This window comes from Methylocystis iwaonis, from assembly GCF_027925385.1.
Taxonomy (GTDB): domain Bacteria; phylum Pseudomonadota; class Alphaproteobacteria; order Rhizobiales; family Beijerinckiaceae; genus Methylocystis; species Methylocystis iwaonis.
The window spans coordinates 1,575,343-1,600,563 of record NZ_AP027142.1 but is presented as its reverse complement, the minus strand read 5'-3'; the positions used below and the strand labels follow the sequence as shown (position 1 = coordinate 1,600,563).

At 64.5% G+C, this 25,221-nt stretch carries 22 protein-coding genes; 9 read left to right on the top strand and 13 right to left on the bottom strand.

From position 1 onward, the window contains the following. Window positions 1-385 precede the first annotated feature (385 nt). From recQ to QMG84_RS07620, 5 genes are all read left to right on the top strand, one after another. The gene (gene recQ, locus QMG84_RS07640; protein WP_281931563.1) at window positions 386-2,185 is read left to right on the top strand and encodes a DNA helicase RecQ; all 1,800 of its coding nucleotides are present in this window, start codon (window positions 386-388) and stop codon (window positions 2,183-2,185) included. 317 nt (window positions 2,186-2,502) lie between these two features. Beyond that, window positions 2,503-3,108, top strand: coding sequence for a glutathione S-transferase family protein (locus QMG84_RS07635; protein WP_281931561.1), 606 nt, complete (start codon window positions 2,503-2,505; stop codon window positions 3,106-3,108). Between the two features lie 183 nt (window positions 3,109-3,291). Beyond that, on the top strand, window positions 3,292-5,724 hold the full coding sequence (gyrB, locus tag QMG84_RS07630; protein WP_281931560.1) for a DNA topoisomerase (ATP-hydrolyzing) subunit B: 2,433 nt from the start codon (window positions 3,292-3,294) through the stop codon (window positions 5,722-5,724). A gap of 93 nt (window positions 5,725-5,817) precedes the next feature. Next, window positions 5,818-6,111, top strand: a complete 294-nt coding sequence (locus QMG84_RS07625; protein WP_281931559.1) for a (2Fe-2S) ferredoxin domain-containing protein — start codon at window positions 5,818-5,820, stop codon at window positions 6,109-6,111. 134 nt (window positions 6,112-6,245) lie between these two features. Beyond that, window positions 6,246-7,556 (top strand): L,D-transpeptidase family protein, encoded by a 1,311-nt coding sequence (locus tag QMG84_RS07620; protein ID WP_281931558.1) that lies wholly within the window; start codon window positions 6,246-6,248, stop codon window positions 7,554-7,556. 147 nt (window positions 7,557-7,703) lie between these two features. Here the strand turns inward: QMG84_RS07620 and QMG84_RS07615 are convergent, their stop codons facing one another. Then, the gene (locus tag QMG84_RS07615) at window positions 7,704-8,177 is read right to left on the bottom strand and encodes a DUF2269 family protein (RefSeq protein ID WP_281931556.1); all 474 of its coding nucleotides are present in this window, start codon (window positions 8,175-8,177) and stop codon (window positions 7,704-7,706) included. Next, window positions 8,178-9,431 carry an SDR family oxidoreductase gene (locus QMG84_RS07610; RefSeq protein ID WP_281931555.1) on the bottom strand — a complete coding sequence of 418 codons (1,254 nt, stop codon included), beginning with the start codon at window positions 9,429-9,431 and terminating at the stop codon, window positions 8,178-8,180. A 105-nt stretch (window positions 9,432-9,536) separates the two neighbouring features. Here QMG84_RS07610 and hemW point away from each other — a divergent pair, with 105 nt between their 5' ends. Next, on the top strand, window positions 9,537-10,703 hold the full coding sequence (gene hemW / locus QMG84_RS07605; protein ID WP_281931553.1) for a radical SAM family heme chaperone HemW: 1,167 nt from the start codon (window positions 9,537-9,539) through the stop codon (window positions 10,701-10,703). 535 nt (window positions 10,704-11,238) lie between these two features. Here the strand turns inward: hemW and QMG84_RS07600 are convergent. Then, window positions 11,239-11,544, bottom strand: a complete 306-nt coding sequence (locus QMG84_RS07600) for a hypothetical protein (protein WP_281931551.1) — start codon at window positions 11,542-11,544, stop codon at window positions 11,239-11,241. A 369-nt stretch (window positions 11,545-11,913) separates the two neighbouring features. Here QMG84_RS07600 and QMG84_RS07595 point away from each other — a divergent pair, with 369 nt between their 5' ends. Continuing rightward, a complete protein-coding gene (locus tag QMG84_RS07595) occupies window positions 11,914-12,066 on the top strand; it encodes a hypothetical protein (RefSeq protein ID WP_281931549.1) in 153 nt (50 codons plus the stop codon). A 271-nt stretch (window positions 12,067-12,337) separates the two neighbouring features. Here QMG84_RS07595 and ligD read toward each other — a convergent pair whose 3' ends face one another. The 9 genes from ligD to QMG84_RS07550 form a co-directional block, all read right to left on the bottom strand. Next, complete coding sequence (gene ligD, locus QMG84_RS07590; protein WP_281931548.1) at window positions 12,338-14,941, bottom strand: DNA ligase D; 2,604 nt, start codon at window positions 14,939-14,941, stop codon at window positions 12,338-12,340. Next, on the bottom strand, window positions 14,942-15,859 hold the full coding sequence (ku, locus tag QMG84_RS07585; protein ID WP_281931546.1) for a non-homologous end joining protein Ku: 918 nt from the start codon (window positions 15,857-15,859) through the stop codon (window positions 14,942-14,944). A gap of 288 nt (window positions 15,860-16,147) precedes the next feature. Next, entirely contained in the window at window positions 16,148-16,738 is a 591-nt protein-coding gene (locus tag QMG84_RS07580) for a bactofilin family protein (protein WP_281931545.1), read from the bottom strand. A gap of 163 nt (window positions 16,739-16,901) precedes the next feature. Next, complete coding sequence (locus tag QMG84_RS07575) at window positions 16,902-17,855, bottom strand: tyrosine recombinase (protein ID WP_281931544.1); 954 nt, start codon at window positions 17,853-17,855, stop codon at window positions 16,902-16,904. A gap of 10 nt (window positions 17,856-17,865) precedes the next feature. Next, window positions 17,866-18,009: an oxidoreductase gene (locus QMG84_RS07570; RefSeq protein ID WP_281931542.1), complete on the bottom strand. Its 144-nt coding sequence runs from the start codon at window positions 18,007-18,009 to the stop codon at window positions 17,866-17,868. A 69-nt stretch (window positions 18,010-18,078) separates the two neighbouring features. After that, window positions 18,079-18,792, bottom strand: coding sequence for a L,D-transpeptidase (locus QMG84_RS07565; RefSeq protein ID WP_281931541.1), 714 nt, complete (start codon window positions 18,790-18,792; stop codon window positions 18,079-18,081). Window positions 18,793-19,220: 428 nt separating this feature from the next. Next, window positions 19,221-19,853 (bottom strand): septation protein A, encoded by a 633-nt coding sequence (locus tag QMG84_RS07560; protein WP_281931540.1) that lies wholly within the window; start codon window positions 19,851-19,853, stop codon window positions 19,221-19,223. Window positions 19,854-19,858: 5 nt separating this feature from the next. After that, on the bottom strand, window positions 19,859-20,935 hold the full coding sequence (ftsY, locus tag QMG84_RS07555) for a signal recognition particle-docking protein FtsY (protein ID WP_281931539.1): 1,077 nt from the start codon (window positions 20,933-20,935) through the stop codon (window positions 19,859-19,861). 237 nt (window positions 20,936-21,172) lie between these two features. Beyond that, on the bottom strand, window positions 21,173-22,156 hold the full coding sequence (locus QMG84_RS07550) for a beta-ketoacyl-ACP synthase III (protein WP_281931537.1): 984 nt from the start codon (window positions 22,154-22,156) through the stop codon (window positions 21,173-21,175). Window positions 22,157-22,854: 698 nt separating this feature from the next. Here QMG84_RS07550 and rimO point away from each other — a divergent pair. Further along, window positions 22,855-24,201 (top strand): 30S ribosomal protein S12 methylthiotransferase RimO, encoded by a 1,347-nt coding sequence (gene rimO / locus QMG84_RS07545; protein WP_281931535.1) that lies wholly within the window; start codon window positions 22,855-22,857, stop codon window positions 24,199-24,201. An 80-nt stretch (window positions 24,202-24,281) separates the two neighbouring features. Next, window positions 24,282-24,581 carry a hypothetical protein gene (locus tag QMG84_RS07540; RefSeq protein ID WP_281931533.1) on the top strand — a complete coding sequence of 100 codons (300 nt, stop codon included), beginning with the start codon at window positions 24,282-24,284 and terminating at the stop codon, window positions 24,579-24,581. Here QMG84_RS07540 and QMG84_RS07535 read toward each other — a convergent pair whose 3' ends face one another. After that, entirely contained in the window at window positions 24,582-25,148 is a 567-nt protein-coding gene (locus tag QMG84_RS07535) for a nicotinate-nucleotide adenylyltransferase (protein ID WP_281931531.1), read from the bottom strand. Between the last annotated feature and the right edge of the window lie 73 nt (window positions 25,149-25,221).

Below are 25,221 nucleotides of genomic sequence, written 5' to 3'. Positions count from 1 at the left end.
AGCTCGCGTTGGGCCTTGTCATTCCCGGCGGGCTGAAAGCCCGACCGGGAATCCAGAGCCACAAAAGCGCTGGTTTTACCCAGCGCCCGTCATTGCGAGCGAAGCGAAGCAATCCAGGGCGGCGATGCGGCCCTGGATTGCTTCGTCGGCTTCGCCTCCTCGCAATGACGGCGGTGCTTCCAGTGTGTCCAAACGGCGCGAGCGTCGGGAATGACGCCGACCCAATCAAGCGGATCTCGTATGATAGCTTGACCGGGAGTAAACGCCAGAGATCGCATCCGGCGGCGCCGCTGCGTCATCGAAAACCTCCCGCTTCGAAATCGCGCTCGACAAGTCGAGCCTGCCCCATTGGCCCCGGCCGCCCCGCCCATGCTATGCCCTCCGCATGCCTTCCCTCCCCCCGCAAGCCCGCGCGCTGCTCAAATCCGTCTTTGGCTATGATGATTTCCGCCCCGGTCAGGCGGAGATCATTGCGGCTGTGCTCGACGGAGCCCCGGTGCTTGCGGTCATGCCGACCGGCAGCGGCAAATCCATGTGCTATCAGCTGCCGGCGATCATGGAGGAGGCGCTCACCGTCGTCGTCTCGCCGCTTATCGCGCTGATGCGCGACCAGGTGCGCCAGATGCGCGCGCTCGGCGTGGGGGTCGCGACGCTCAATTCCATGAACGGCCCGGAGGAAAACGAGGAGGCCCGCCGCGCCATGCGCGAGGGCGGGCTGCGGCTTCTCTTCGTCTCGCCCGAGCGGCTGATGATGGATGGCCTCCTCGCAGAGCTGAAGCGCGCCAAGCCCCGCCGCCTCGCCATAGACGAAGCCCATTGCGTCTCGGAATGGGGGCACGACTTTCGCCCCGAATATCGCGAGATCGGCCGCGCCGCGGAAGCGCTGGGCAATATCCAGGTCGTCGGCCTCACCGCCACCGCCGACGCCGCGACCCGCGACGACATTGCGCGCCGCCTCTTCCCCGCGCCGCCGCGCCTTTTCCTGCATAGTTTCGACCGGCCAAACATTGCGCTCAACTTCGCGCTGAAGGATCAGCCGCGCCGGCAATTGTCGCGTTTTCTCGAACGCCACAAGGGCGAGAGCGGCATCGTCTATTGCTCCTCGCGCCAGCGCACGGAAGACCTCGCGGCCTATTTCGCCGGGCAGGGCTATGATGCGCTGCCCTATCACGCAGGGCTCGCCCAGGAGACGCGCAATCGCAATGGCGACCGCTTCCTGCGCGAGGACGGCGTCATCGCCGTCGCGACCATCGCCTTCGGCATGGGCGTCAACAAGCCGGACGTGCGTTTCGTGGCGCATGCCGACATCCCGTCATCGGTCGAAAGCTATTATCAGGAGATCGGCCGCGCCGGGCGCGACGGCCTGCCCGCCGATACTTTGACGCTCTACGGCCTCGACGACATGGCCTTTCGCCGTCGGCAGATCGACGCGAAGGATATCGACGAGGAGCGCCGCCGCATCGAGCACGACCGCTTCTCGGCGCTCGCCATGCTCTGCGAGACGCCGCGCTGCCGCCGCCAGACGCTCCTCGCTTATTTTGCCGAGGAAGCGGGCCCCTGCGGGAGCTGCGACGTCTGCCAGGGCAAGGTCGCCGTTTTCGACGGCGTCATCCCCGCGCAAAAGGCGCTTTCGGCCGTCTATCGCACCGGCCAGCGCTTCGGCGCGACCCATATCGCCGACGTGCTGACGGGCGAGGCCACCGAGACCGTGCGCCGCCACGGTCATGACGCGATCAAAACCTTCGGCGTCGGCAAGGAACATTCGAAAACCGAATGGGCCTCGATCCTGCGCCAGCTCTTCGCCGCGGGCGCCTTGCGGACGGCAAGCGCGGAACATGGCGGCTTCGCAATGACGCCCAAAGGCGAGGATATTCTCTTCGGCCGCGAGACGATCCTGCTGCGCAGCGACCCCTTGAGGCGCCGCGAGCGGCGCGAGAAAGCGGCGGCCAATCTCGACGAGGCGACGGACCGCATTCTCTCCGCGCTGAAACGCAAGCGGCGCGAGCTCGCCCAGGAGGAAGGCGTGCCCGCTTATGTGATCTTTGCCGACCGCACGCTGATCGACATGGCCGAAAAGCGGCCTGCGACGCTCGATGAACTGCTGACGGTGCATGGCGTCGGCGAAAGAAAAGTCGCCCGCTACGGCGACGCCTTCTTGGAGGCGCTGGAGCAGGCGTTGCGGTAGAGACACCCCGTCATTGCGAGCGAAGCGAAGCAATCCAGGGCAGCCCATCGGCTCAGTTTGTTGACAAATCTCCAAGGGGCCTCGTCCTTCGAGACGCGAGCTTCGCTCGCTCCTCAGGATGAGGCCTAAGTGATTGTTGCAGAATCCCCTCATGCTGAGGAGCCTGCGCAGCAGGCGTCTCGAAGCGCGAGGGGCGTCAGCCACTTTGTCAGCAGGCCACCTTGGCGCTCTGGGTTGCTTCGTCGGCTTCGCCTCCTCGCAATGACGGCGGCTGGCGCCTTGGTTGCACAACGGCCTCAACCGAAAGGCGCGCCCAGATGAAATTTTACATGACGCCGGGCTCCTGCTCGACCGGCATCCATATTCTGCTCGAGGAAATCGGCCTTGTTTTCGAGGCCTATGTGCTCAATCTCCCGCGCGGCGATCATTTGAAGCCTGAATATCTGGCGATCAACCCCAATGGCACGATCCCGACGCTGCTGCGCGACGACGGAACCGCTCTGACGGATTTCGTCAGCATCGCGACATGGCTGGCGCAACAATATCCGCGCCGCCGGCTTCTGCCCGACGACCCGGCGCTGGCCGACGAAGCGCGCGCCATGCTCGATTTCTGCACGCGCCATATTCACGGCGAAGGCTTCCGCCGCGTCTTCACGCCCGAGCGCTACGGCCCGAACCGGGAAACCACCATCGCCGAGGGGCGCGCCATCGCCGCCTCGGCATTCGAGGCGATCGACCGTGAGATCGCGGGGCGGGATTACGCGGCGGGGGCCTTCTCCATCGCCGACGCGGCGCTGTTCTATGTCGAGTTCTGGGCCGATAAGATCGGCATGGACCTGCCCGCCAATTGCGCCGCCCATTACGCCCGCATGAAGACCCGGCCCGCCGTGCGCCAGGTGCTCGCCGAGGAGGGCTACCGCTGACGGGGCCAAAGCCCCTGCCCGCGCGGCTAGGCGGCGGCGCCGTGAGGAGTTTCAGAAAACAGCGCTAATTCAACACCTTGCAACACAGGGAAAAGCCTTTTCTTCGCTCGCATTCGCAAGCCCTTCCGGAGTAGAATGGGCTTTACGAATCAGGGGCCTCAATCCCCCAAAAAGCCGAGCGAAATGAGCGAGAACGAGAAGCCGAACGACCCCGCCGAATATGGCGCCGACTCCATCAAGGTGCTGCGTGGCCTGGACGCCGTCCGTAAACGTCCGGGAATGTATATCGGCGACACGGACGACGGCACCGGCCTGCATCACATGGTCTATGAGGTCGTCGACAACGCCATCGACGAGGCCCTCGCCGGCCATGCGACGCGCGTCACGGTCACGCTCAACGCCGACGGCTCCTGCACCGTCACCGACAACGGCCGTGGCATTCCCACCGACATCCACCATGAGGAAGGCGTGTCGGCGGCGAATGTCATTATGACCCAGCTCCACGCCGGCGGTAAGTTCGACCAGAACTCCTACAAGGTCTCCGGCGGCCTGCACGGCGTCGGCGTCTCGGTCGTCAACGCGCTCTCCGTCTGGCTCAAGCTGCGCATCTGGCGGGGCGGCAAAGAGTATTTCATGGAGTTCGCGCATGGCGACGCGCTCGAGGACCTCAAGGTCGTCGGCGCGGCGCCGATCGAGGACGGCGCGCCCAAGCGCGGCACGGAAGTCACCTTCCTGCCCTCCCCCGCGACCTTCACCATGATCGATTTCGACTATGCGACGATCGAGCATCGGCTGCGCGAGCTCGCCTTTCTGAACTCCGGCGTGCGCATCCTCCTCACCGACGCGCGCCACGCCGAGGTGAAGCAGGAGGAGCTTTATTACGAAGGCGGTCTGGAAGCCTTCGTGCGCTGGCTCGACCGCACCAAGCAGCCGCTCGTCTCGGCGCCGATCCTCATCAAGGGCCAGCGCGAGCACATCAACGTCGAAGTCGCGCTGTGGTGGAACGACAGCTATCACGAGAATGTGCTGGCCTTCACCAACAACATTCCGCAGCGCGACGGCGGCACCCATCTCGCCGGCTTCCGCGCGGCGCTGACGCGTCAGATCACCGGCTATGCCGACTCGTCGGGCCTCACCAAACGCGAGAAGGTCGATCTCTCCGGCGACGATTGCCGCGAGGGCCTCACCTGCGTGCTGTCGGTGAAAGTGCCGGACCCGAAGTTCTCGTCGCAGACAAAAGACAAGCTCGTCTCGTCGGAGGTGCGTCCGGCGGTCGAGAACGTCATGAATGAAATCCTCGGCCAATGGCTCGAGGAGCATCCGGCAGACGCGAAGAACGTCGTCTCCAAGGTCGTCGAGGCGGCGGCCGCGCGCGAGGCGGCGCGCAAGGCCCGCGAGCTGACGCGCCGCAAGGGCGCGCTCGATGTCGCGAACTTGCCCGGCAAGCTCGCGGACTGCCAGGAGCGCGATCCGGCCAAGGCCGAACTCTTCATCGTCGAGGGCGACTCCGCCGGCGGCACCGCCAAGCAGGGGCGCGATCGCGCCTTCCAGGCGGTGCTTCCCCTGCGCGGCAAGATCCTCAATGTCGAGCGCGCGCGCTTCGACAAAATGCTCTCCTCCGAGCAGATCGGCACGCTGATCACGGCGCTCGGCACGGGCGTCGGGCGCGACGAATTCAACGCCGACAAGCTGCGCTATCACAAGATCATCATCATGACCGACGCCGACGTCGACGGCGCCCATATCCGCACGCTGATCCTGACCTTCTTCTACCGGCAGATGCCGGAGCTGATCGATCGCGGCCATGTCTTCATCGCGCAGGCGCCGCTCTATAAGGTGACGCGCGGCAAGTCGACGCAATATCTCAAGGACGAACGCGCGCTCGAAGATTATCTCATCGACGCGCTGCTCGACGGCGCCGTGCTGCGCACGGGAACGGAAGATCGCGCCGGCGCCGATCTGCGCAAGGTGCTGGAGGACGCGCGCGCCTTCCGCACGGTGATGGGAAGCCTGCATTCGCGCTACGACCGCAGCGTCGTCGAGCAGGCCGCCATGGCCGGCGCGCTGAAGCCGCACGGCGAAAATGGCGAGAGCGAGCGCCTGGCGCAGGAAGTCGCGCGGCGTCTCGACGCCATCGCCGAGGAAACCGAACGCGGCTGGACGGGCGAACCGCGTGAGGACGGCTATGTCTTCAAGCGCACGCTGCGCGGCGTGACACAGGCGGTGGTTCTCGACGCCGCCATGTTGAATTCATCCGAAGCGCGCAAGCTGCAGGAGCGCGCGGACTCGCTGCGCGACGTCTTCTCGGCGCCCGCGACCTTGATCCGCCGCGGCGACGAGGCGCAGCTCTCCGGGCCTGTGGCGCTCTACGACGCCATGAACCAGATCGGCCGCAAGGGCCTCACCATCCAGCGCTACAAAGGCTTGGGCGAGATGAACGCCGAGCAGCTCTGGGAGACGACGCTCGACCGCGACGCGCGCTCGCTCCTGCAGGTGAAGGTGAAGGAAGCCGTGGAGGCCGACGACATCTTCGTGAAGCTGATGGGCGACGTGGTGGAGCCGCGCCGCGAGTTCATTCAGGAGAATGCGTTGAGCGTGGCGAATTTGGATGTGTGATCGCCCTCCATTTCTTCGTCATTGCGAGCGCAGCGAAGCAATCCAGAGCAGCGGTAGCGGCCGCTGGATTGCTTCGTCGCTGCGCTCCTCGCTATGACGGAATCAACGGCGCGCCCAGAAAACAAACCGCCCGCCCGCCTCATCGTCTGCGTCGGCCCGAACTGCGATGCTCATGGCCGCGGGCGCGCCTTGCTGGCCGAGGTTCAGGCGACGCTTTCCGTCGCCTTTCCCGACGCGCTCGCCGACGGCCGGCTTAAAATCGCGACGCGCCAGTGCCTGCGGCTCTGCACGCGCGATCCCGTCGTGCGGCTGGAGCCTTCGGGCGACGCCTTCTCCGACCCGGATGTGGATGAGCTGATCCGCGACATTTCGGCGGCGCTGCGTTAGCAGCCAATCCCCGCCGTCTGCGCGCCTAATTCAAAAAGCTGGAGCGCATTCTTATCGCGAAGGTCTATCAACTTTTGCGAAATGCGCTCTAGTTACAGGGGCGCGCCGTTATCCCGGCGCAGCGAGCCATTCCGATGCTCAAAGTGCCTTGCGCCGGCGCCCTCAAGCTGCTGGCGTCCGCCGCCATTTTCTTCGCCCTCGCGCCGGCGGGCGCGCAGCAGGAACCAGACGCGCCGCGGCCGGGATATGAGCAACCGGATAACGCCCCCGTCGCGCCGCCGCGCCGAGACGAGCAGCCTCTAGACGAACAGCCCCAAGAGGCGCAGCCACGGGTCGAACACCCCCGGCGCGCCTCACCCGCTTATGGTCCCGAAACCGCCAACGCCACCGCCGACGCCGCGCGGCGTTATGCGACAATCGCGGCGTCCGGCGGCTGGCCGCGCATCGCCAAGCCCCGCGTCGACAAGCCGCTCGGCGCCAACGCCAGCGGCAGACCGGTCGCGCTGCTACGACGCAGGCTCGCCATCGAAGGCTATCTCCCCAATGCGCAGGACAGCGGCGACAGCGCATGGGATGACGCGCTCGGCGACGCCTTGCGCCGTTTCCAGGCGCATATGGGCCTCGAGCAAACAGGCAATTTCTCGCGCGAGACATTGCGGGAGTTGAACATCCCTGCAGCAACCCGTGCGCGTGAACTGGAAATGACGGCGGCGCGTCTTGCGAAGATGCATTTTCGCTTCAGCGATCGCTACGTCGACGTCAATATTCCTGCGGCCTCCGTCGAAGCCGTGGAAGACGGCGATGCGATCGCGCGCTTCACGGCCGTCGTCGGCGGACGCCGCCACCGCTCGCCGCAAGTGGCCACACATATCGTCTCGATCGACATCAATCCGACATGGACAGTGCCGGCCTCCATTATCAAAAAGGAGCTTGCCCCGAAGCTCAGACGCAACCCCCATTATTTCGAGCGCGAAAACATCCGCATTCTCGACGCGCGCGGCCGCGAGGTCGATCCGCTCAAACTGCGGCGCGTCTCGAATAAGCGCGCGGCGCATTTCAGTTTTCGTCAGGAGCCGGGACCTAAAAACGCATTGGGTTCCCTGCGCATCTCCATGCCGAATAGCCACGACGTCTATATGCACGACACGCCGAACAAGAAGCTTTTCGACAGGGACTATCGCTTCCTTTCGCATGGCTGTGTGCGCGTCGAGGGCGTCTATGACCTCGCGTCCTGGCTTCTCGACGAAACCTCGCGTGATTGGACTCCCGACGCTCTCCGCGACGCCATCGACAGCGGCCGCAGCGAAAAGATCAGGCTGAGCCAGAGCGTCCCCGTCGCTTGGGTCTATATGACAGGCTGGGCGGAGGAAGACGGCCCCGCCTTTTTCCGCCACGACATCTATAACCTCGACAAGGGCGCGCGATCGCCGACGCGCCGCAGGTGATAGGAGATCGGCTTGATTGGTTCGCTGTCGCGCAGCGAGCGATCGGGAATCCAGAGCCACACTAGCTACTATGGCTCTGGATTCCCGGTCGGGCTTTCAGCCCGCCGGGAATGACATCCCCATGAAGAGCTGTTCAGGAGAGAAGCTTCAGAAATCCGGCTTCGCCACCATCAGCCAGAAGATCACGAGCATGGAGATAAAAGCCGGCCAGCCGAGCGCGAACCACCACCAGAAATAGCGCTTATATTGCGGCGGCAGCAGCGCGCCGGTCGTAAGGCAGTCTTCGGCGATGCGCGCCATTTGCATCTGCAGCCACACGACCGGAAGCCAGCAGGCGCCGACGAAAATGTAAAGCGCGACCGACGCCAATATCCAATGCGTGTCGAACGGCCAACCCTCTTCGAGCATGAGCGCGACGCCCGTCGCCGGCTGAATGATCACCGCCGGGGCCGTGAAGATCCAATCGGCGAGCACGACGTTTTTGTTGCCGGCGACAATGGCGCGCAGATCGCCGCGCATATTGCTCGCAAGGCCGTGAAACGCCGTGCCGAGCCCTGTGCCGAATAAAACGGTCGAGCTGATGATATGGAGCCATTTCAGAAAAGTAATCGTGTCGAACATTCATCCGGCCTCCAAGGCGATCATCACGAGAATGGCGGCGGCGATCGGCAGATTCTTCAGGATCGGCGCAAAGGGATGTAGCCAGTACTCGGTGGGAAGGCCGAGCGCGAGAAGCGTGAAGGCCGCCATGCTCGCGAGCTGCAGCCAACCGACGAGGACCGGCCGAAAGCCGCGCAAAAGCGCCGCGCCGAGCGCAAGATCGATGGCCGCGCCGCCATAGAGCGCGGCGGCGGCGAGCGGCCCGTAAAGGCCGATGGCGGCGAGCATCTCATAGCTTTTGTCGATCGGGTAAAGCCCGAAGGACAGGAGGCCGGTGGCGATCCACAGCAGCGCGAGGCTCCAGCGCAACATCGGCCGCACGAAGAAGAGCCGCGCCGCCACACGGTCCGCATACGACCCCGGCTCCCGCGCCAGCGCGCTGCGCAGATCGCGCGGCGGGCGGCCGAGCGCCATGGTCAAGGGGCCGGGATCGGAGACATTGCCGCGCGCGAGCATCTTCATCACATCCGGATTGAGCGGCCCGCTGGTGAACCGTCCGCCGATCTGCGTGGCGAGCGCCAACAGGCGGTCGGGGATGCGGATGGCGCCCGTCGGCTGCAGGCCAAGCCAGCTTCGCAGGATGCGGGTCAGCTCATAGGCCGTCATCGGCTCCGGACCCACGACGTCGATCATGCGCGGCGACTCGACGCCCTCGACAAGCCGCGCCATAAGCTCGGCGAGATCGTCGACATGGATCGGCTGAAACCGCCAATCATCGGCGCCGATACGCGGCAATATGGGCAGCGTCGCCGAGGCCAGCAGCCAGGTCGTGCTCGCCCCTCCCCGGCCGACCACCACCGAGGGACGCAGCACGCGCCAGTCGAGCCGCCGCCCGTAAGGATCGGCGTCGGCAAAGAAGGCCTCCGCCGTCCCTTTGCTGCGCTGATAGTCGGTCTCGCCCTGCGGCGCGGCGCCCAGCGCCGAGATATGAATGAAGCGCTTTACCCCCGCGGCGGCGCAGGCCGTGAACAGCCGCACGGGGCCTTCGGCGTGCACGGCGTCCATGGTGTTGGCGCCTTGGTTGCGGACGAGGCCGGCGCAATTGACGACGACCTCGAAGCCCGCCAGCTTGATCTCCAGCTTCTCGACGTCGTCGCGGGCGATGTCCACCTCGGCGCGGCCAGCGGCCGACACCGCATGCGCTTCAGCGATGAGCCGCCCGACGATGTGCCGGCCAATGAAGCCGGTCCCGCCGATCACCAAAACACGGGCCAAATGCGCCCCCTTTTTTCGAACAAACAAGCAATCCGACGCCAAGCATATAGGAACGTAGCGGGGGCACGCCCTGCGTTTTGAGCCAATTCATGCGATAAGGGGGGTATGGCGACGATTCGAAACGCATTCGACCCCGGCTTCGGCGTTTACATCCATTGGCCGTTCTGCCTGTCGAAATGCCCCTATTGCGACTTCAACAGCCACGTCCGGCGCGGCGACGTGGACGAGGATCGCTTTGTCGAGGCCTTCGCGGTGGAGCTCAAGCATCGCGCGAAGCTCGTCCCGGGCCGCGAGGTCCGCTCGGTTTTCTTCGGCGGCGGCACGCCCTCGCTGATGTCGCCCTCGACGGCGGGCGCAATCCTCGGCGAGATCGCCAAGCATTGGACCATGGCCAAGGACGTCGAGATCACGCTCGAGGCCAATCCGACGAGCGTCGAGGCGTCGCGCTTCAAGGGTTTCAAGGCGGCGGGGGTCAACCGCGTCTCGCTCGGCCTGCAGGCCTTGAACGACATCGACCTGAAGGCGCTCGGCCGCCAGCATTCGGTGGCCGAGGCGCTGATGGCGCTGGACGTCGCGACCTCCACCTTCGAGCGCGCCTCTTTCGATCTCATCTACGGCCGCACCGGCCAGACGCCCGCCGCCTGGCGCAAGGAGCTGGACCTCGCTTTGGCCCGCGCGCCCGAGCATATTTCGCTCTATCAGCTCACCATCGAGCCTGAGACCATGTTCGAGCGCCTGGTGAACACGGGCAAGATGACGCTCCCCGACCCCGACACGCAGCGCGCTTTGTGGGACGTGACGCAGGAAGTCACCGCGCGCCACGGAATGCCGGCCTATGAGGTCTCCAACCACGCGCGGCCCGGCGCGGAATGCCGGCACAATCTCGTCTATTGGCGCTACGGCGAATATATCGGCGTCGGCCCCGGCGCGCATGGCCGCATCGTGACAACGCGCGGCCGCCGCGCCCAGGCCTGCGAGCGCCACCCCGAGATGTGGCTCACTTGCGTGGAGACCGAAGGCCACGGCCTCGTCGAGGACGAATTACTCAATCCGGAGCAGGAGGGCGACGAGTTCCTGCTGATGGGTCTGCGCCTGCGCGAGGGTATCGACCCGCAGCGCTATTTCCTGCTGACGGGAAAGAAGCTCTCGCAGTCGCGCATTTCCGAGCTGATCGGCGACGGCCTCGTGGAGGTCACGCGCGAGAACAGGCTCCGCGTGAGCTCGGAAGGCTTTCCGGTGCTCGACGCAGTGGTGGCGGATTTGGCGGCGTAAACGTCACTCTCGCGCTTCTTGCTTGACTGCCGTTTCTATTTGAACAGCTCGCATTGGGATTTGTCATTCCCGGCGGGCTGAAAGCCCGACCGGGAATCCAGAGCCACAAGAACGCTGGTTCTGCTCTGGATTCCCGATCGCTCGCTCAAGCGAGCGTCGGGAATGACACGGAACACCCCGCATTTGCTCAAAGCGCGGCTGCTATTGGCACCGCGCCTCGCAGGCCTCGCCGCCCGACTCGCATCTATCCACGCAAATCTGGTTTTCATCCCAACTGGTGTTTGGATCGTCATAGGGACAACCGGCGTCGCACCGAAGGCGCTGGTTGTTGCAGTTATCGTAGCACGTCCAATAATCTGTTCTCTGGAATAGCCCGTTTGCGGCCTCTAGCGGACCTGCCGAAGGGACTACCGCAGCGGCGCCTGTCACGACTATCGCCATGGCGAAGCAGAGCGAGATTGCGCTGATCGTTTTCATAGAAAGCATCAGACCCTCCTAGACAAACGAAACCGAGCCATAGGAAGCCAGAAACCAACTATCGGCTGCCGCCGCGTCGATCCGACCGACGAAGCCGTTCGGTCTTTCGGCTTCCTTCTTCAATCTGGCAACGCGCCCGGCAATCGGCGTATCTTGGCTCTTTGCTCATACGACAAAAATTGACGGAAACTTCGTCGAGCCCCGCGCATGTTTCTGCGCGGATTGCCTCGCAGCGCATGAAACAAGCCTGGGATGCATCCGCCTTGCCCCCGCCCAAGAACATTGCGGCGGCAATTATCGCCATAACGATCTCTGCAGAACGCGCGTTCAACAACCGTTCAATGTCGACGCTGTTGGCTTTCATTTTGCCCTTCCTTCTGGTCAGGCGTGCGCCGCAATGCATGAGCGCTTGGCGTTAATTTAGGTTCCTTGCCGGCAAGCGGACCAGCAGGAAACTCGCGGCATCTCGTCGCATCGTTCAAGTCTTCTATTAAAATGTTTCAAGAACAACGCGTGTGAAAAAGGCCAGCGCAAAGGAAAGCTATCCAGCCGGAAGGGAACTCCCGCCGAGATCTTTGCGTTGACAAGGCGTGGGATCGCGAGGGAGCAATTTCATGAGATGGATGCGTTTATCGATGGCGCTTGCATTCATGGGCGCGGCCAATGCCGCTTACGCCATCACATGCGGCTCCGACCAATGGTGCTGCCGGCATGACATCGGCGGCACGGGCGAATGCGTAAAGTGCTGCGCGAAATCGAGCAGCTCGATACGGCTGCAAAAGAACAAGGTGGCCTGCGTCCAGTTGCCAATCGCCTGCAACAGCAACGCCGATTGCACCTGCAGCGGATGCTGTTCGGATTGGAACCGGTGCCAGCCGACGTGTGACGACTAGTAAGCTCGTTGTCATGCCCGACGCTCGCGCAGCGAGCGATCGGGAATCCAGAGCCACAAGAGCGCTGGTTTTGCCCGCAGCCCGTCATTGCGAGCGAAGCGAAGCAATCCAGGGCAGCAATGCGGCCCTGGATTGCTTCGTCAGCTCCGCCTCCTCGCAATGACGGCGGTGATTTCCTCTGTGTCCAAATGGCGCGAGCGTCGGGAATGGCGCCGAACCAATCGAGCGGATCTCGTCTGACACCCCCTGCAAGCTCGAGTGGAGTCAGCCGCCATTCGTCTTCATAAAACTCAACGCCCCAGGCGCAATGGTCTGGCGCGTCTCAAAGAACCCGCGCCACTCATCCTTCAAGCCAAGCGCGCTTTTGATGTCGTAATCGCTGGCGCTATCGGCGGCGGCCAGCGTCTTCCATGACAAAGGCGCCGCCACCGTCGCGCCGGGTCGGGCGCGCAGTGACCATGGCAGGATCGCCGTCGCCGTTTTTTTGTTGCGCAGCCAATCGATGAAGATGCGCCCGGCCCGGCGCCGCTTGCTCATCGTCGCGACGAAGCGTTGCGGCTCCTGTCGCGCCAGCCCGCGCGCGAAGCCCGCCGCGAACACTTCCGTATCCGCGTAAGTGAGCGAACGGTCGAGCGGCAGCACGATATGAATCCCCTTGCCGCCTGTCAGCAGCGGCCAGGATGAGAGGCCGATCGCCTTCAGATAATCGCGAATATCGGCGGCGGCCTTGCAGGTGCCGCGGAACGGCAAATCCTCGTCCGGATCGAGATCGAAAACCATCCGGTCCGGGCGGTCGAGATCGCTTGCAAGCGACATCCAGCCGTGAATTTCAATGGCGCCGAATTGCGCCGCCGTGTGCAAGCCAAGCGCGCCATCGAGCGCGATATAGGGCTCGTCTTCATTCTCGACGGTCAGAATGCCCTTGCTCATCCCTTTCAACGGATGGCGCTGGAAGAACAGCTCCTCGACCGTCTCCGGCGCGCGCAACAGGCTGATCGGCCGATCGGCGAGATGGGGCGCCATGCGCGGCGCAACGGCGTCGTAATAGGCGGCGATCTCGCCCTTGGTGATCCCATCGGCGGGAAAGACGACGCGGCTCGCATGGGTGATGCGCGAGAGCTTCGGCGGCTCCTGTTGCGCGGGCGCTTTCGGCGTCATGTCTTCGCGCACGCCGAGAAAGCGCGCCTGCCGCAATTGCCCATCCATGGTCCAGCCGCCGAAGCGCACTTCCGCCGGAAAGGGCGTTTCGATGAGGACGACGCCCTTTGGAATCTTGTCCGCCGCAAGGAGCTTCGGCCCGCTCCCCTTTTTCGCGCGCTTTGCCAATAAAGGCGCGAGCGTGCGCCTTGTGGCCGCGTCATAGCCCGTCCCGATGCGTCCCACATAACGCAGGCCCTCCGGCGTTTCTTTCGCGGCGACGAGCGAGGCGAATGTCTCGCCCTTCTCGGAAGGGCGGTAGCCCACAATCAGCACGTCTTCGCGAAAGTCGCCCTTGATCTTCAGCCAATCCGAAAAGCGCCCGCTGCGATAGGGCGCATCGGCGCGCTTGGCGATGATCCCTTCTGCGCCCGCGCGTGTGGCCTGCGCAAAGACCGTCCGCCCGTCGCCTTCGATATAATCGCCATAGCGAATGGCGCCGTCGCTTTTGGAAAGAAGCTCTTTGAGCTGCTCCTTGCGCTTGCGCAGCGACTCGCGGCGCAGATCCTTCTCATCAAGCATCAGCAGATCGAAAGCGACGAACTCCACGCGCTCACTGCGCCCGGCTTCCAGCGCCGAGACCAGCATGGCGAAATCAGAGAGCCCCTTCTCGTCGAAGACAACCGCCTCGCCGTCGAGAAGCGCATTGCGGCAGGGGAGCGCGAAAGCCGCGCGCGCGAGACCGGAAAAGCGCTCCGTCCAGTCGAGCCCCGTGCGCGTATAAACGCGCGCGCCGTCGGCACCGGTCGCAAGCTCCAGGCGGTACCCGTCGTATTTCAGTTCGAAAATCCAGTCGCCTGTGGAGGGGGGCTGTTCGGCCGTTTCACAGAGTTGCGGCGCGATGAATTTCGGCGTCGGCGCGGAGGCGATGGGCTTATCCGACCAATAGGCAGACTTCGCCCGTGATCGAGCAATCTCGGGGCTCTTATCCCTCCCCTTTACGGGGAGGGTGGCCCCGCGAAGCGGGGTCGGGTGGGGTCCGGCCCCAACATCGTCGTGGCTGCGCGGGCCCCACCCGGCGGCCTTCGGCCGCCGACCTCCCCGTAAAGGGGAGGTATGGGTGGCTAACGACGCAGCTTTCGCTTTCGCCCCCCGCTCGATCTCCTCGCGCGTGCGGCCGGTCGTGACGCTCGTCACATATCGCCCGGCGAGGTCCTCCTCCTTGTCGGCGTATTCGTCCCGCTCCTTTATCAGGAGCCAGTTTTCCCCTTTGTCGCGCGTCTTCATACGCACCAGAACCCAGCCGCCCTTCATGCGCGCGCCCTGGGCCAGGAACTTGATTTCCCCCTTCTCCAACGCCTCGAGCGGATCGCCATTCTGCGGTATAAAAGTCGCGTCCTCCCACAGCATCACCGTCCCGCCGCCATATTCGCCCTTGGGGATCAAGCCTTCGAAATCGCCGTAATCGAGCGGATGATCCTCGGTGCGGACAGCCAGACGCTTGTCGGCCGGGTCAGACGACGGGCCGCGCGCGACGGCCCAGCTCTTCAACACGCCATCCATTTCGAGCCGAAGGTCGAAATGCTCGCGCCGCGCGAAATGCCGTTGCACCACGAGACGGGGCGCGCCGCCATGCGAAACCCCTCCCTGCGGCTCCGGCGTGACCGAGAAATCGCGCCTGGCGCGATAGGCGCCGAGCGCGCTATCGTCTTTCCTGGCGCGCGTCGGCATTTATCCGGCCCGGCGCCGCGCCGGCGCCTTCGCAGCCTTGGAGGATTTCGCGGCTGGGGGTTTCTTCGCCGGTGGGGCAGCCGCCCGCTTGCCCTTCTTCGGCGGCTCAGGCGGCGCTTCCCCGCCCCCGCTGGCGGCGACCGAGCGTTTCAACGCCTCCATGAAATCGAGCACCTTGGCGCCGGGCTCGACCTGCTCCTCGACCGGCACGGTCTCGCCGCGCCCGAGCTTCGCCTTCACCAGCTCGCGCAAGGCTTCGGCATAGTGGTTGCGGAATTTCGCCGGATCGAAAGGCTCGCTGCGCCGTTCGATCAAATCCTCGGCCATCTGCACCATGTCTTCGCGCGGCTTCTCGCGGCCGATCGCGGAGAAGATGTCGTCGGCATTCTTCAGCTCGCTGTCGTAGCGCAGCGTATCGAGCACGAGCCCCTGCCCTTCGCCCATCGGGAACAAAGCGACGAGATGCTCCCGTCCACGCAAAGTGAGCTGGCCGATGCCGACCTTATGCTTGGCCCAGAGCGCGTCGCGCAGGACGCGATAGCCCTCCTCGGCGACTTCACCGTCGGGCAGCACATAGTAAGGCCGGTTGAAATAGAGCGGCTCGATCTCCTCGGCGTCGACGAATTGCAGCAGGTCGATCGTATGCCGCGTTGACAGCTTCAGCGAGTCGAGCTCCTCATCTTCCATGAAGACGTAATTTCCCGGCTCGACCTCGTAACCGAGGACGATGTCCTCCTTCTTGACCTCGCCTTTGCCCGGCGCGACCTTGAGGTAGCGGATGCGTTGCTTGGAGTTGCGGTCGACCTGGTGGAAGCGGATTTCCGACTCGGCCTTTTCCGCCGCCACCAGCCGGACGGGAATGGAGACAAGGGCCAGACGCAAATAGCCCTTCCAGAATGTGCGCGCCGACTCGGCCATCACTCGCTCCTGCACGCGCAGTTTGGGATGGCCATTAGATAAGGCGCCGCGGCGCAATGCGCAGAGGCTTCGCAGACGCCAAATGAAAACGCCCGCACTGGAGGCGGGCGCACATCACTGACGAAGCGGCGTTGACGCCCCTCGTGCTTCGAGACGCCTGCTGCGCAGGCTCCTCAGCATGAGGGGCTTCTGAACCTGCGCCAAACACTTAGGCCTCATCCTGAGGAGCGAACGAAGCTCGCGTCTCGAAGGACGAGGCCGCCTCGGAGGTTGTTTCGCGTCAAAAAATCACGCGCGGCCCTTGCGGCTCGACATTGGCGTGCGCAGCACATTGCGGCGCTCCGCGATGATCTCGCTCGCGACGGTTTTCGCGGCGCTCTTTCGGGCTGCGCGCGCGGCCTCGCTCAGCCGATCGAGGGAAGCGCTCGTTCTCCCGATCTTGGGCGCAACCGGCGCCGGCTCGGCGCGCTCTTCGCGAAGCTGCGGAACGATCTTGGCGGCGGGCGCGGGCCTTGCGCCGGCGCGCTCCTCGCTGGTGGCGGAAAGATCGCCGGTGACAACGGCGCCCTTCTCCAGCTCCATCTCCCGATAGATCACCCGCCCCTCAACGCGGCCGGTGGACCGGACGGTGAGAAGCTCGGAGATTTCCACGTGATCGCTGATCGAGCCGCTGACGTCAGCCTCTTCGGCCACGACATGGCCGCGGATCACGCCCGATCGTCCGACGACAACGCCGCGCGCCGTGACGTCGCCCTCGACCACGCCGTCGACGACGAGCAGATCAGGAACGGAGAACGCGCCCTTCACCGTCACGCCAGCGCCGATATAGACGACGTTCTCCTGCTCCGGCCTGAAACCGGCGATCGCGTTGGCAGCCATTTCCGTCCCTCTGAAGCTGAGCCATAATATTAGCTTGCGGCGACCTTACGTTAACAGAAGCCTTACCACAATAAAAAATGGGCTGACGACAATTGGACCGAGAAGCGGCGCCAAGCGTGACTATGCTTGTCGGCCGTTCGTCTTTCCAACAAAGCTGACGAATCTACCCTTGCTCCGAACGAGACTCATCCGTGAGCGGATGCAGGTCGCGAACCATGGCTCGCATTCTTTCGTCGAGCACATGCGTATAAATTTGCGTCGTCGCAATATCAGCGTGGCCGAGCAGTTCCTGCACCACGCGCAGATCCGCGCCGTTCTGCAGCAGGTGACTGGCGAAAGCATGGCGCAGCGCATGCGGATGGACCTGCGCCGCTGATAATCCGGCCGCGACGCCGAGCGTCTTGAGCTCGCGCGCGAAAGCCTGCCGTGTCAGATGGCCGCTGTCGCTATCGGCAGGAAACAGGAAAGGCCCTTGCGCAAGCTCCGGCGAGGCAGCCTCGATGAGCTTGCGGTAGTCGACGAGCGCGCGCTTGGCGCGCTCCGTCAGGGGCGCCAGCCGTTCGCGCCCGCCCTTGCCCTTGATCGTGACGAAGGGATCGCGCGCCCGCGCCGCGCTTTTAGGCAGCGACACCAGCTCAGAGACGCGCAGCCCCGTGGCGTAAAGCGTCTCCAGAAGCGCGTAGAGCCGCGCGGCGCGCAATCGCTCGCGCAGCGGACGCTTTTCATCGTCCAACCCCTCGCGCGCCGTGGCGAGCAGGCGGTCGACCTCATCGACCGACATCACCCCCGGCGCATTGCGCACCAGCCGGGGACCTTCCAGTGCGGCGGCCGGATCGTCGCTACGATGGCGGTCGACGTAGAGGAATTTGTGAAACTGCCGGAGCGCCGAGCGCCGCCGCGCCACCGTCGCGCGCGCCATGCCACGTGCATCGAGTTCAACGAGATAGGCGCGCAAATCCTCGATCGTCGCGCCGCCGGGACCGCGGCCTTGCCCGCGCAGGAAATCGATATAGTCCGTCAGGTCGCGCCGATAGGCGTCCAGCGTGTTGTGCGCCGCGCCGCGTTCGGCCGCCTGCATATCGAGGAAGGCGTCGAGCAGAAGCGCGGGAGCGCTCATCGGCGAAAGCCTATTTGTTCAGGCGCTGCGCCGGGATCGTATAAGTCATCTCGCGCGGCTGCGGCGTGACAAAGGAAACGACCGCAATCATCGCGCCATAGACCAGCGCGACGAGGGCGGCGACGATCACGAGAAAGCGGATGAGGCTCGGCAAGGCGGCGACTCTTGGTCAATGACGCTCCGAGCTATCGCCCGAAGCGCCTGCGATTGCAACCGTGAGCGCTCAGCGGACGACCACCCGCGCGCCTACGCCCACGCGATTATAAAGATCGACCACATCGTCGTTCATCATGCGGATGCAGCCGGATGAGACATTCTGACCGATCGTATGCGGCTCATTGGTGCCGTGAATGCGGTAGAGCGACGAGCCAAGGTAGAGCGCGCGGGCGCCGAGCGGATTGGCCGGACCGCCCGCCATATGACGCGGCAGATCGGGGCGGCGGGCGAGCATCTCGGCCGGCGGCGTCCAATCGGGCCATTCCGCCTTGCGGCTGATGGTCTTCACGCCCGACCATTCGAAGCCCGGCCGGCCCACGCCGATGCCATAGCGGGTGGCGTGGCCGCGGCCGTGAACGAGATAGAGGAATTTGTTCGGCGTATCGACGACAATGGTGCCGGGCGCCTCGGCGCCGTTGTACTCGACATCGGCCCGCATATATCTCGGATCGACGGCGCGCTCCATCTCGACAGATTGCGGCGCGTAAGCCGCCGTTTGCGTGCGCGGGTTCGGATAGGCCGCCGGCGGCGCGGCGTAGCGCACAGGGCTGGGCGCGTCGCCGACGAGCGCCTCGATGAGCCCACCGCCGAGCGGGCTCTGCTGTTGGTAATAATAACCGGGAGCGGGCGGCGCGGCCGTGACGACCGGATTGGCCCGAGCCGGGGCGACGAGGAGCGCGGCAGAAGCCGTGCAACAGAAAAGGACGGTCCGTTTACGCATGACAAAAACCATTGCGAGCGCGCCATTTGCTTGTCAGATGGCGCGATTGGCGATGGTCATGATGATATAGCGTCAAATTTTACGGTAAATACTAAGCATTATTCGTGGTTATCAATGAGAAAATGTCAACCATTACTTGGTTAGGCGGGGGTGAATATTAATGATAAAGAATGAGTTACCACAGGCTGCCGGATTGGTTGAGGCTGTCATTCCCGACGCTCGCGCAGCGAGCGATCGGGAATCCAGAGCAAAACTAACGTATTTGTGGCTCTGGATTCCCGGTCGGGCTTCCAGCCCGCCGGGAAGGACAAGTCCCAATGCGAGCTATTCAACCGGAAACAGTATGACACGGCCCCACGCTAGCCGTTCAAGCGAAATTATGAGCGTTTATCGGAACATAGAGGCGTGCGTCCGCCATTGGCGCAGGTCTAGAAATGCGACTCCGATTCCGGGGTATCCTCTTCCTCCGGTATCTGGTGCTTCATGATCAGCGGCGCCTGGGAGATCGCGAAGAGGATCGTCAGCGGGAGAATGCCGAAGACCTTGAAATTCACCCACTCGTCCGTGGTGACGACGCGCCGCACCACCTCGTTGAGGCCGGCCAGGAAGAAGAAGAAGAAGCCCCAGCGCCAGGTGAGCTTGCGCCATCCTGCGTCGTCGATATGGATCGCCATGTCGAAGACGATCGGCAGCAAGAGCTTGCCGAAGTAGAGCGCGCCGATCAGCGTCGCGCCGAACATCGAATAGAGGATGGTCACCTTCAGCTTGATGAAGGTTTCGTTCTGCAGGAAGACCGTCAGCCCGCCGAAGACCAAGACCAATAGCGCCGTTACCACCGGCATGGCCGGCAGATGGCGCGTCACCGACCAGGAGACGGCGAGCGTCACCAGCACGCCGACCATCAGCACGCCGGTGGCGTAGAAGATGCCGAACTTGCTGTTGACGATGAAGAAGATGATGAGAGGCCCAAGCTCGAGGGCGACTTTCAATCTCGGGTCGAGCTTCTTCTTTGGAGCCGCCGGCCGTTCGAGGCCGGGCGCGGTCGTCGTTTCCTGCGTCATCCCTATCAACTTTCCGGCGCCGCCTCCGGCGCGTCTTCCTCATTCAGGCCGGCGATCGCGCGGGCGAAATCGCGGGCGGTGAAGGGCTCGAGATCGTCCTGGCCTTCGCCGACGCCGATGAAGTGGATCGGCAGGCCATGAGCCTCGGCGATCGCCACCAATATGCCGCCGCGCGCCGTGCCGTCGAGCTTGGTCATCACGAGACCCGTGACGCCCGCCACACGGCCGAAAATCTCAACCTGCTGGAGCGCGTTCTGACCCACGGTGGCGTCGAGCACCAGCAACACCGAATGTGGGGTCTCCGGGTCGGCTTTTTTCATGACCCGGACGATTTTTTCAAGCTCGGCCATCAGCTCCGCGCGGTTTTGCAGGCGCCCGGCCGTGTCCATCAGCAGAATGTCGGCGTCCGTCTCGCGGGCGCGCTTGATCGCGTCGAAGGCGAGGCCGGCGGCGTCCGCCCCCTCCTTGCCCGCGACGACCTCGGCCCCGAGCCGGTCGCCCCAGATCTTGAGCTGGTCGACGGCGGCGGCGCGGAACGTGTCGCCCGCCGCAAGCACCACCTTCTTGCCCTCGCTCCGCCATTTCGCGGCGAGCTTGGCGATGGTCGTCGTCTTGCCCGAGCCATTGACGCCCACGACCAGGAAAACGAAAGGCTTCTTCGTCTCGTCGATTTCCAGGGGCTGGGCGACGGGCGTGAGAACCGCTTCCACCTCGCGCGCGAGGATCGCGCGCACCTCTTCGGGGGCGATGTCCTTCTCGTAGCGGGCCTTGCCGACGGCGTCGATGATGCGCGAGGTGGCGCCGACGCCAAGGTCGGCCCGCAGCAGCACATCCTCCAGCTCCTCGAGCTTCAGCGCGTCGAGCTTGCGCTTGGTGAAGATGTCCGTGACGCCCTGGCTGATCGCCTGCGAGGTTCGCGAAAGGCCGCCGGTGAGCCGCTGCCACCAGGAGCGCTTCGGCGCTTCCTCCGGCGCCTCCTCGACCGGCGCCTCGGGCGCCTCCGCCGCCGGCTCCGCGCCGCCCCTGCCGAAGAGGCGGGCGAACATGCCACGCTTTTTAGACCCGTCTGCGTCCGTGCTCATGCGTCCCTCGATTGACGAAATGCCTACACCAGTCGGGCATAAAGGGCCAGCAGGACGCGCACGGAATGCGCCGTTACGAAAAACTTCGCTATCAAATTATTGTCGCGCCACGCTTTTCTCAGGCAGGCGCGCGCCTAGATGTTACGGGGGCCGCGTTGCGGCGGCGTATCGCCGTATGGCCCTTCGAGGGCGGGCGGACGCAAAGTCCGCCTGCCTGAGCTTCACATCACCGCAGCCTCACCACCGCAGGACGGCGCCGCCCCAGGTCATGCCGGCGCCGATGGCCATCATGGCGATGACGTCGCCCTTCTTCAGCTTGCCGGCGCGATTGGCCTCGTCCAGCGTGATCGGCATGGAGGCGCTCGACGTATTGCCGAAGCGGTCGATGTTGATCCAGCATTTGTCGCGAGGCACGCCGAGATTGTCGAGCGCGGACTCGATGATGCGCTGATTGGCCTGATGCGCGATGACATGGGTCACGTCATCGGCCGAGAGCCCCGCCTTGGCCAGGGTCTCCGCCACCACCTCCGGCAGCAGCCTTGTCGCGACCCGATAGACCTCGCGGCCGCGCATCTTGATCTTGCTGTCTTTGGTCGCGAGCATCTCTTCCGATAACGGAAGACGGCTGCCGCCGCCGGGGATGCCGAGGATTTTCGTCAAAGAGCCGTCCGTTCGGAGCGTCGCCGCCAACAGGCCGTGCCCCTCCTCCTCCGTTGCGCCGAGCAGGATCGCGCCCGCCGCGTCGCCAAAGAGCACGCAGGTCTCGCGGTTGGTCCAGTCCACGTAGCGGCTCAAGGTCTCGGCGCCGATGACGAGGGCCCGCTTGACCATGCCGGTGCGGATGAACTGATCGGCGATGGTGAGGCCGTAGAGCGAGCCGGCGCAAGCGGCGGCGACGTCGAAACAGAAGGCATTGCGCGCGCCGAGCAGCTCCTGAACATAGGCGGCGCAGGAGGGCGTCGGCGTATCGCCGGTCACCGTGCCGACGACGATCATATCCACTTCCGCCGCGCTGACGCCCGCAAAATCCAGCGCCTTGCGTGCGGCCGCCGCAGCGAGGTCGGAGGTCGCCTCGTGATCGGCGGCGATATGCCGCTCCTTTATGCCGGTGCGGCTGACGATCCACTCGCTGTTGGTGGCGACCATCTTCTCCAGATCGGCGTTGGAGAGGACGCGCTCGGGCGCATAGGAACCGGTCCCGAGAACAATGGAATTCGGCAAGGTCAGGGTCTTTCTGAAAGGCTCGGGCGGCGCGCCAAGCGTTAACGAGCCGAGGCGCCCATCGCGCCCGGAAGGCTCCGGCGCGGCTATTCATAGTGGCGCGCGCCGGAAGCGCAAAGGATTTTTGCCGTCTCTTATTAAGATATTGTTTCAAAGACATAAAAAAGCTTCTGCCGCGGTGCGGCGGGTGCGGTCGCCCAAACTTTCGACCTGCGAAATCCGCCCGGTCGAAACTTTTTCTTAAGCTCTCGAAACTATTAACGAGAAACCAAAGCGGCGGGCCGCCGTCCGGTTCCAATAATAGAAAATTTCGATCGCCTTGCCGCGCTTCATTCCGCGCGCCAGTTGGAGTTTGCGTCCATGATCCATGCCCTTGTTCTCGCGCTCGTCGCCATCTACGCCCTCGTCGGCGCCCTGACGGTCTGATCCCTCGGACCGCGAGCCTTCAGGCTCGCATCATTTTGTAGATAATCTCCAAGACGGCTTCGCCCTTCGAGACGCGAGCTTCGCTCGCTCCTCAGGATGAGGCCTAAGTATTTGGCGTAGAGGCAGAAGCCCCTCATGCCGAGGAGCCTGCGCAGCAGGCGTCTCGAAGCACGAGGGGCGTCGAGACGTTCCCCCGGCAATCGCGTTTTTCGAGCGAGCCTGAAGGCTCGCGGTCCATTGCTATTCGCCGCGCGCCATGGCAATCGGGCGCGATGCAGGAAAACCCAAAATCGGCCGCCGCCCCGCGCGTTTCTTTCGTCTCGCTGGGCTGCCCCAAGGCGCTTGTCGACAGCGAGCGCATCGTCACGAGATTGCGCGCCGAAGGCTATGAGCTCGCACGCCATCACGCCGGCGCGGATGTCGTCGTCGTCAATACCTGCGGCTTTCTCGACAGCGCCAAGGCCGAGTCGCTCGAAGCCATCGGCGCGGCGCTCGCCGAAAATGGCAAGGTCATCGTCACCGGCTGCATGGGCGCCGAGCCCGAGGCCATCACCGGGCGCTTTCCCGGCGTTCTCGCCGTCACCGGCCCGCAGCAATATGAGAGCGTCGTCGAGGCCGTGCACCGCGCCGCCGCGCCCGCGCATGATCCTTTCGTCGATCTCGTGCCCGAGCAGGGCGTCAAGCTCACGCCGCGCCATTACGCCTATCTGAAAATCTCCGAAGGCTGCGACAACAGTTGCTCCTTCTGCATCATCCCGCATTTGCGCGGGCCGCTCGTCTCGCGCCCGGCCGCCGACGTGCTGCGCGAGGCGGAAAAGCTCGCGCGCGCCGGCGTGAAGGAACTGCTCGTTATTTCGCAGGACACCAGCGCCTATGGCCGCGATCTGCGCTACGCGGAGAGCCTGTTCGGCGACCGCGCCGTGCGTGCGCGTTTCCTCGACCTCGCCAAGGAGCTCGGCGAGCTCGGGATGTGGGTGCGGTTGCACTATGTCTACCCCTACCCTCACGTCGACGAGGTCATCGACCTCATGACGGAAGGAAAGGTCCTTCCCTATCTCGACATCCCCCTCCAGCACGCCGCGCCGAATGTTTTGAAGGCCATGAAGCGGCCGGCGAATGAAGAGAAGACGCTCGCCCGCATCAAAAGCTGGCGCGCCGCCTGCCCCGACCTCGCCCTTCGCTCGACCTTCATCGTCGGCTTCCCCGGCGAGACGGAGCAAGACTTCGAAACCTTGCTTCAGTGGCTGGACGAAGCCGAAATCGACCGCGCCGGCGCCTTCAAATATGAGCCCGTCGCCGGCGCCCCGGCCAACGACCTCGGCCTCGCGCCCGTGCCCGACGAGGTGAAGGAAAGCCGCTGGAAGCGCTTCATGGAGAAGCAGCAGGCGGTCTCCGCCCGGCTGATGAAGCGCAAGGTCGGCAAACGCCTCCAGGTCATCATCGACGAGGCGGGGGGCGGTCCCACGGGCACGCTCGCCAAGGGCCGCACCAAGGCCGACGCGCCGGAGATCGACGGAACGGCATTCGTCGCCTCGCGCCGCCCGCTGCGTCCCGGCGACCTTGTGACGATCAAGGTGGACCGCGCCGACGCTTACGATGTGTATGGCGCCGCCGGTTGAGCCTCGCGCGGGCCTATGGCGTAAGCCTGCGCCCTGGCCCATATTGAGAGCTGAGGAAAACGCTCAGGGAGCAAAAGAAGATGTCGGAAGACCCCAAGGACAGCCGCCCGCAGCAGAACCAGAAGCCCGGACGAAATCCGCCGCCGACGCTCCTCATTCCGAAGAGCTTTTTCTATGTCACCGGCGCGATCATCATCGGCTCCTTCGTGCTAACGCTCTTCGTCCGAAATCCCTACTCGCAAGCTGTGCAGGAAGGCAGCAGCTTCTACGAGAACGGCGTCGACAACTCGGCCATGATGTGGGTCGCGATCTTCGTCGGCATCCCGGCCAGCTTCTGGGCCTATAAACGCTGGATTCTGCCGCTCTTCGATAAGAAGTAATCAGCGCCCGGCCTTCCGCCGCAGCGCCGTTGATGACGACGGGCTGCGCGGCCCATGCAGATAGATCAGCGCCGGCGGCGTCGCCGTCGCGAGCAGCGGCGCCTCCCGCTCTTTCACGCGAGCGCCGGGAAAACGCAGCGCCGCCATGGCGCTGGCGGCCTTCAGCGTTGCGCCCGGCCGGTCGATCACGGCGATCGGCGTCGTGCGCATGATCTCCTCCCAGCGCCGCCAGCGATGGAATTGCAGGAGATTATCGGCCCCCATGATCCAGACGAACTGCACGCCGGGGCAGCGCCTGTGCAGAAAGCGCAGCGTATCGGCGGTGTAGCGCGCGCCGATCTCCGCCTCGAGCCCCGTGACCACGATGCGCGGATCGCGCGCCGTCTTGCGCGCCGCGGCGATGCGCGCCTCGAGCGACGCCAGCCTCTGCGTGTCTTTCAGCGGATTGCCGGGCGTGACGAGCCACCACAGCCGATCGAGCCGCAGCCGCGTCAAAGCGAGGCGCGAGACGAGCGCATGGCCTTCATGCGGTGGATCAAAGGAGCCGCCGAAAAGGCCGATGCGCATGCCGGGCGCGTGGGGCGGGAGGCGAGGCGGCGGGCTCAAAATTTGAGCCCCGCGCCTGACGCCCGGAAACTCC

Excerpts from the sequence above, each read along its gene's own strand:
- QMG84_RS07560 (WP_281931540.1), bottom strand. The coding sequence starts at position 19,853 with ATGACGCAGGAAACGACGACCGCGCCCGGCCTCGAACGGCCGGCGGCT.
- QMG84_RS07615 (WP_281931556.1), bottom strand. The coding sequence starts at position 8,177 with ATGTTCGACACGATTACTTTTCTGAAATGGCTCCATATCATCAGCTCG.
- rimO (WP_281931535.1), top strand. The coding sequence starts at position 22,855 with ATGCAGGAAAACCCAAAATCGGCCGCCGCCCCGCGCGTTTCTTTCGTC.
- recQ (WP_281931563.1), top strand. The coding sequence starts at position 386 with ATGCCTTCCCTCCCCCCGCAAGCCCGCGCGCTGCTCAAATCCGTCTTT.
- QMG84_RS07635 (WP_281931561.1), top strand. The coding sequence starts at position 2,503 with ATGAAATTTTACATGACGCCGGGCTCCTGCTCGACCGGCATCCATATT.
- hemW (WP_281931553.1), top strand. The coding sequence starts at position 9,537 with ATGGCGACGATTCGAAACGCATTCGACCCCGGCTTCGGCGTTTACATC.
- ligD (WP_281931548.1), bottom strand. The coding sequence starts at position 14,941 with ATGCCGACGCGCGCCAGGAAAGACGATAGCGCGCTCGGCGCCTATCGC.
- QMG84_RS07580 (WP_281931545.1), bottom strand. The coding sequence starts at position 16,738 with ATGGCTGCCAACGCGATCGCCGGTTTCAGGCCGGAGCAGGAGAACGTC.
- QMG84_RS07620 (WP_281931558.1), top strand. The coding sequence starts at position 6,246 with ATGCTCAAAGTGCCTTGCGCCGGCGCCCTCAAGCTGCTGGCGTCCGCC.
- QMG84_RS07600 (WP_281931551.1), bottom strand. The coding sequence starts at position 11,544 with ATGAAAGCCAACAGCGTCGACATTGAACGGTTGTTGAACGCGCGTTCT.
- ku (WP_281931546.1), bottom strand. The coding sequence starts at position 15,859 with ATGGCCGAGTCGGCGCGCACATTCTGGAAGGGCTATTTGCGTCTGGCC.
- QMG84_RS07625 (WP_281931559.1), top strand. The coding sequence starts at position 5,818 with ATGACGGAATCAACGGCGCGCCCAGAAAACAAACCGCCCGCCCGCCTC.
- QMG84_RS07535 (WP_281931531.1), bottom strand. The coding sequence starts at position 25,148 with ATGCGCATCGGCCTTTTCGGCGGCTCCTTTGATCCACCGCATGAAGGC.
- gyrB (WP_281931560.1), top strand. The coding sequence starts at position 3,292 with ATGAGCGAGAACGAGAAGCCGAACGACCCCGCCGAATATGGCGCCGAC.
- ftsY (WP_281931539.1), bottom strand. The coding sequence starts at position 20,935 with ATGAGCACGGACGCAGACGGGTCTAAAAAGCGTGGCATGTTCGCCCGC.
- QMG84_RS07540 (WP_281931533.1), top strand. The coding sequence starts at position 24,282 with ATGTCGGAAGACCCCAAGGACAGCCGCCCGCAGCAGAACCAGAAGCCC.
- QMG84_RS07575 (WP_281931544.1), bottom strand. The coding sequence starts at position 17,855 with ATGAGCGCTCCCGCGCTTCTGCTCGACGCCTTCCTCGATATGCAGGCG.
- QMG84_RS07565 (WP_281931541.1), bottom strand. The coding sequence starts at position 18,792 with ATGCGTAAACGGACCGTCCTTTTCTGTTGCACGGCTTCTGCCGCGCTC.
- QMG84_RS07595 (WP_281931549.1), top strand. The coding sequence starts at position 11,914 with ATGCGTAAAGTGCTGCGCGAAATCGAGCAGCTCGATACGGCTGCAAAA.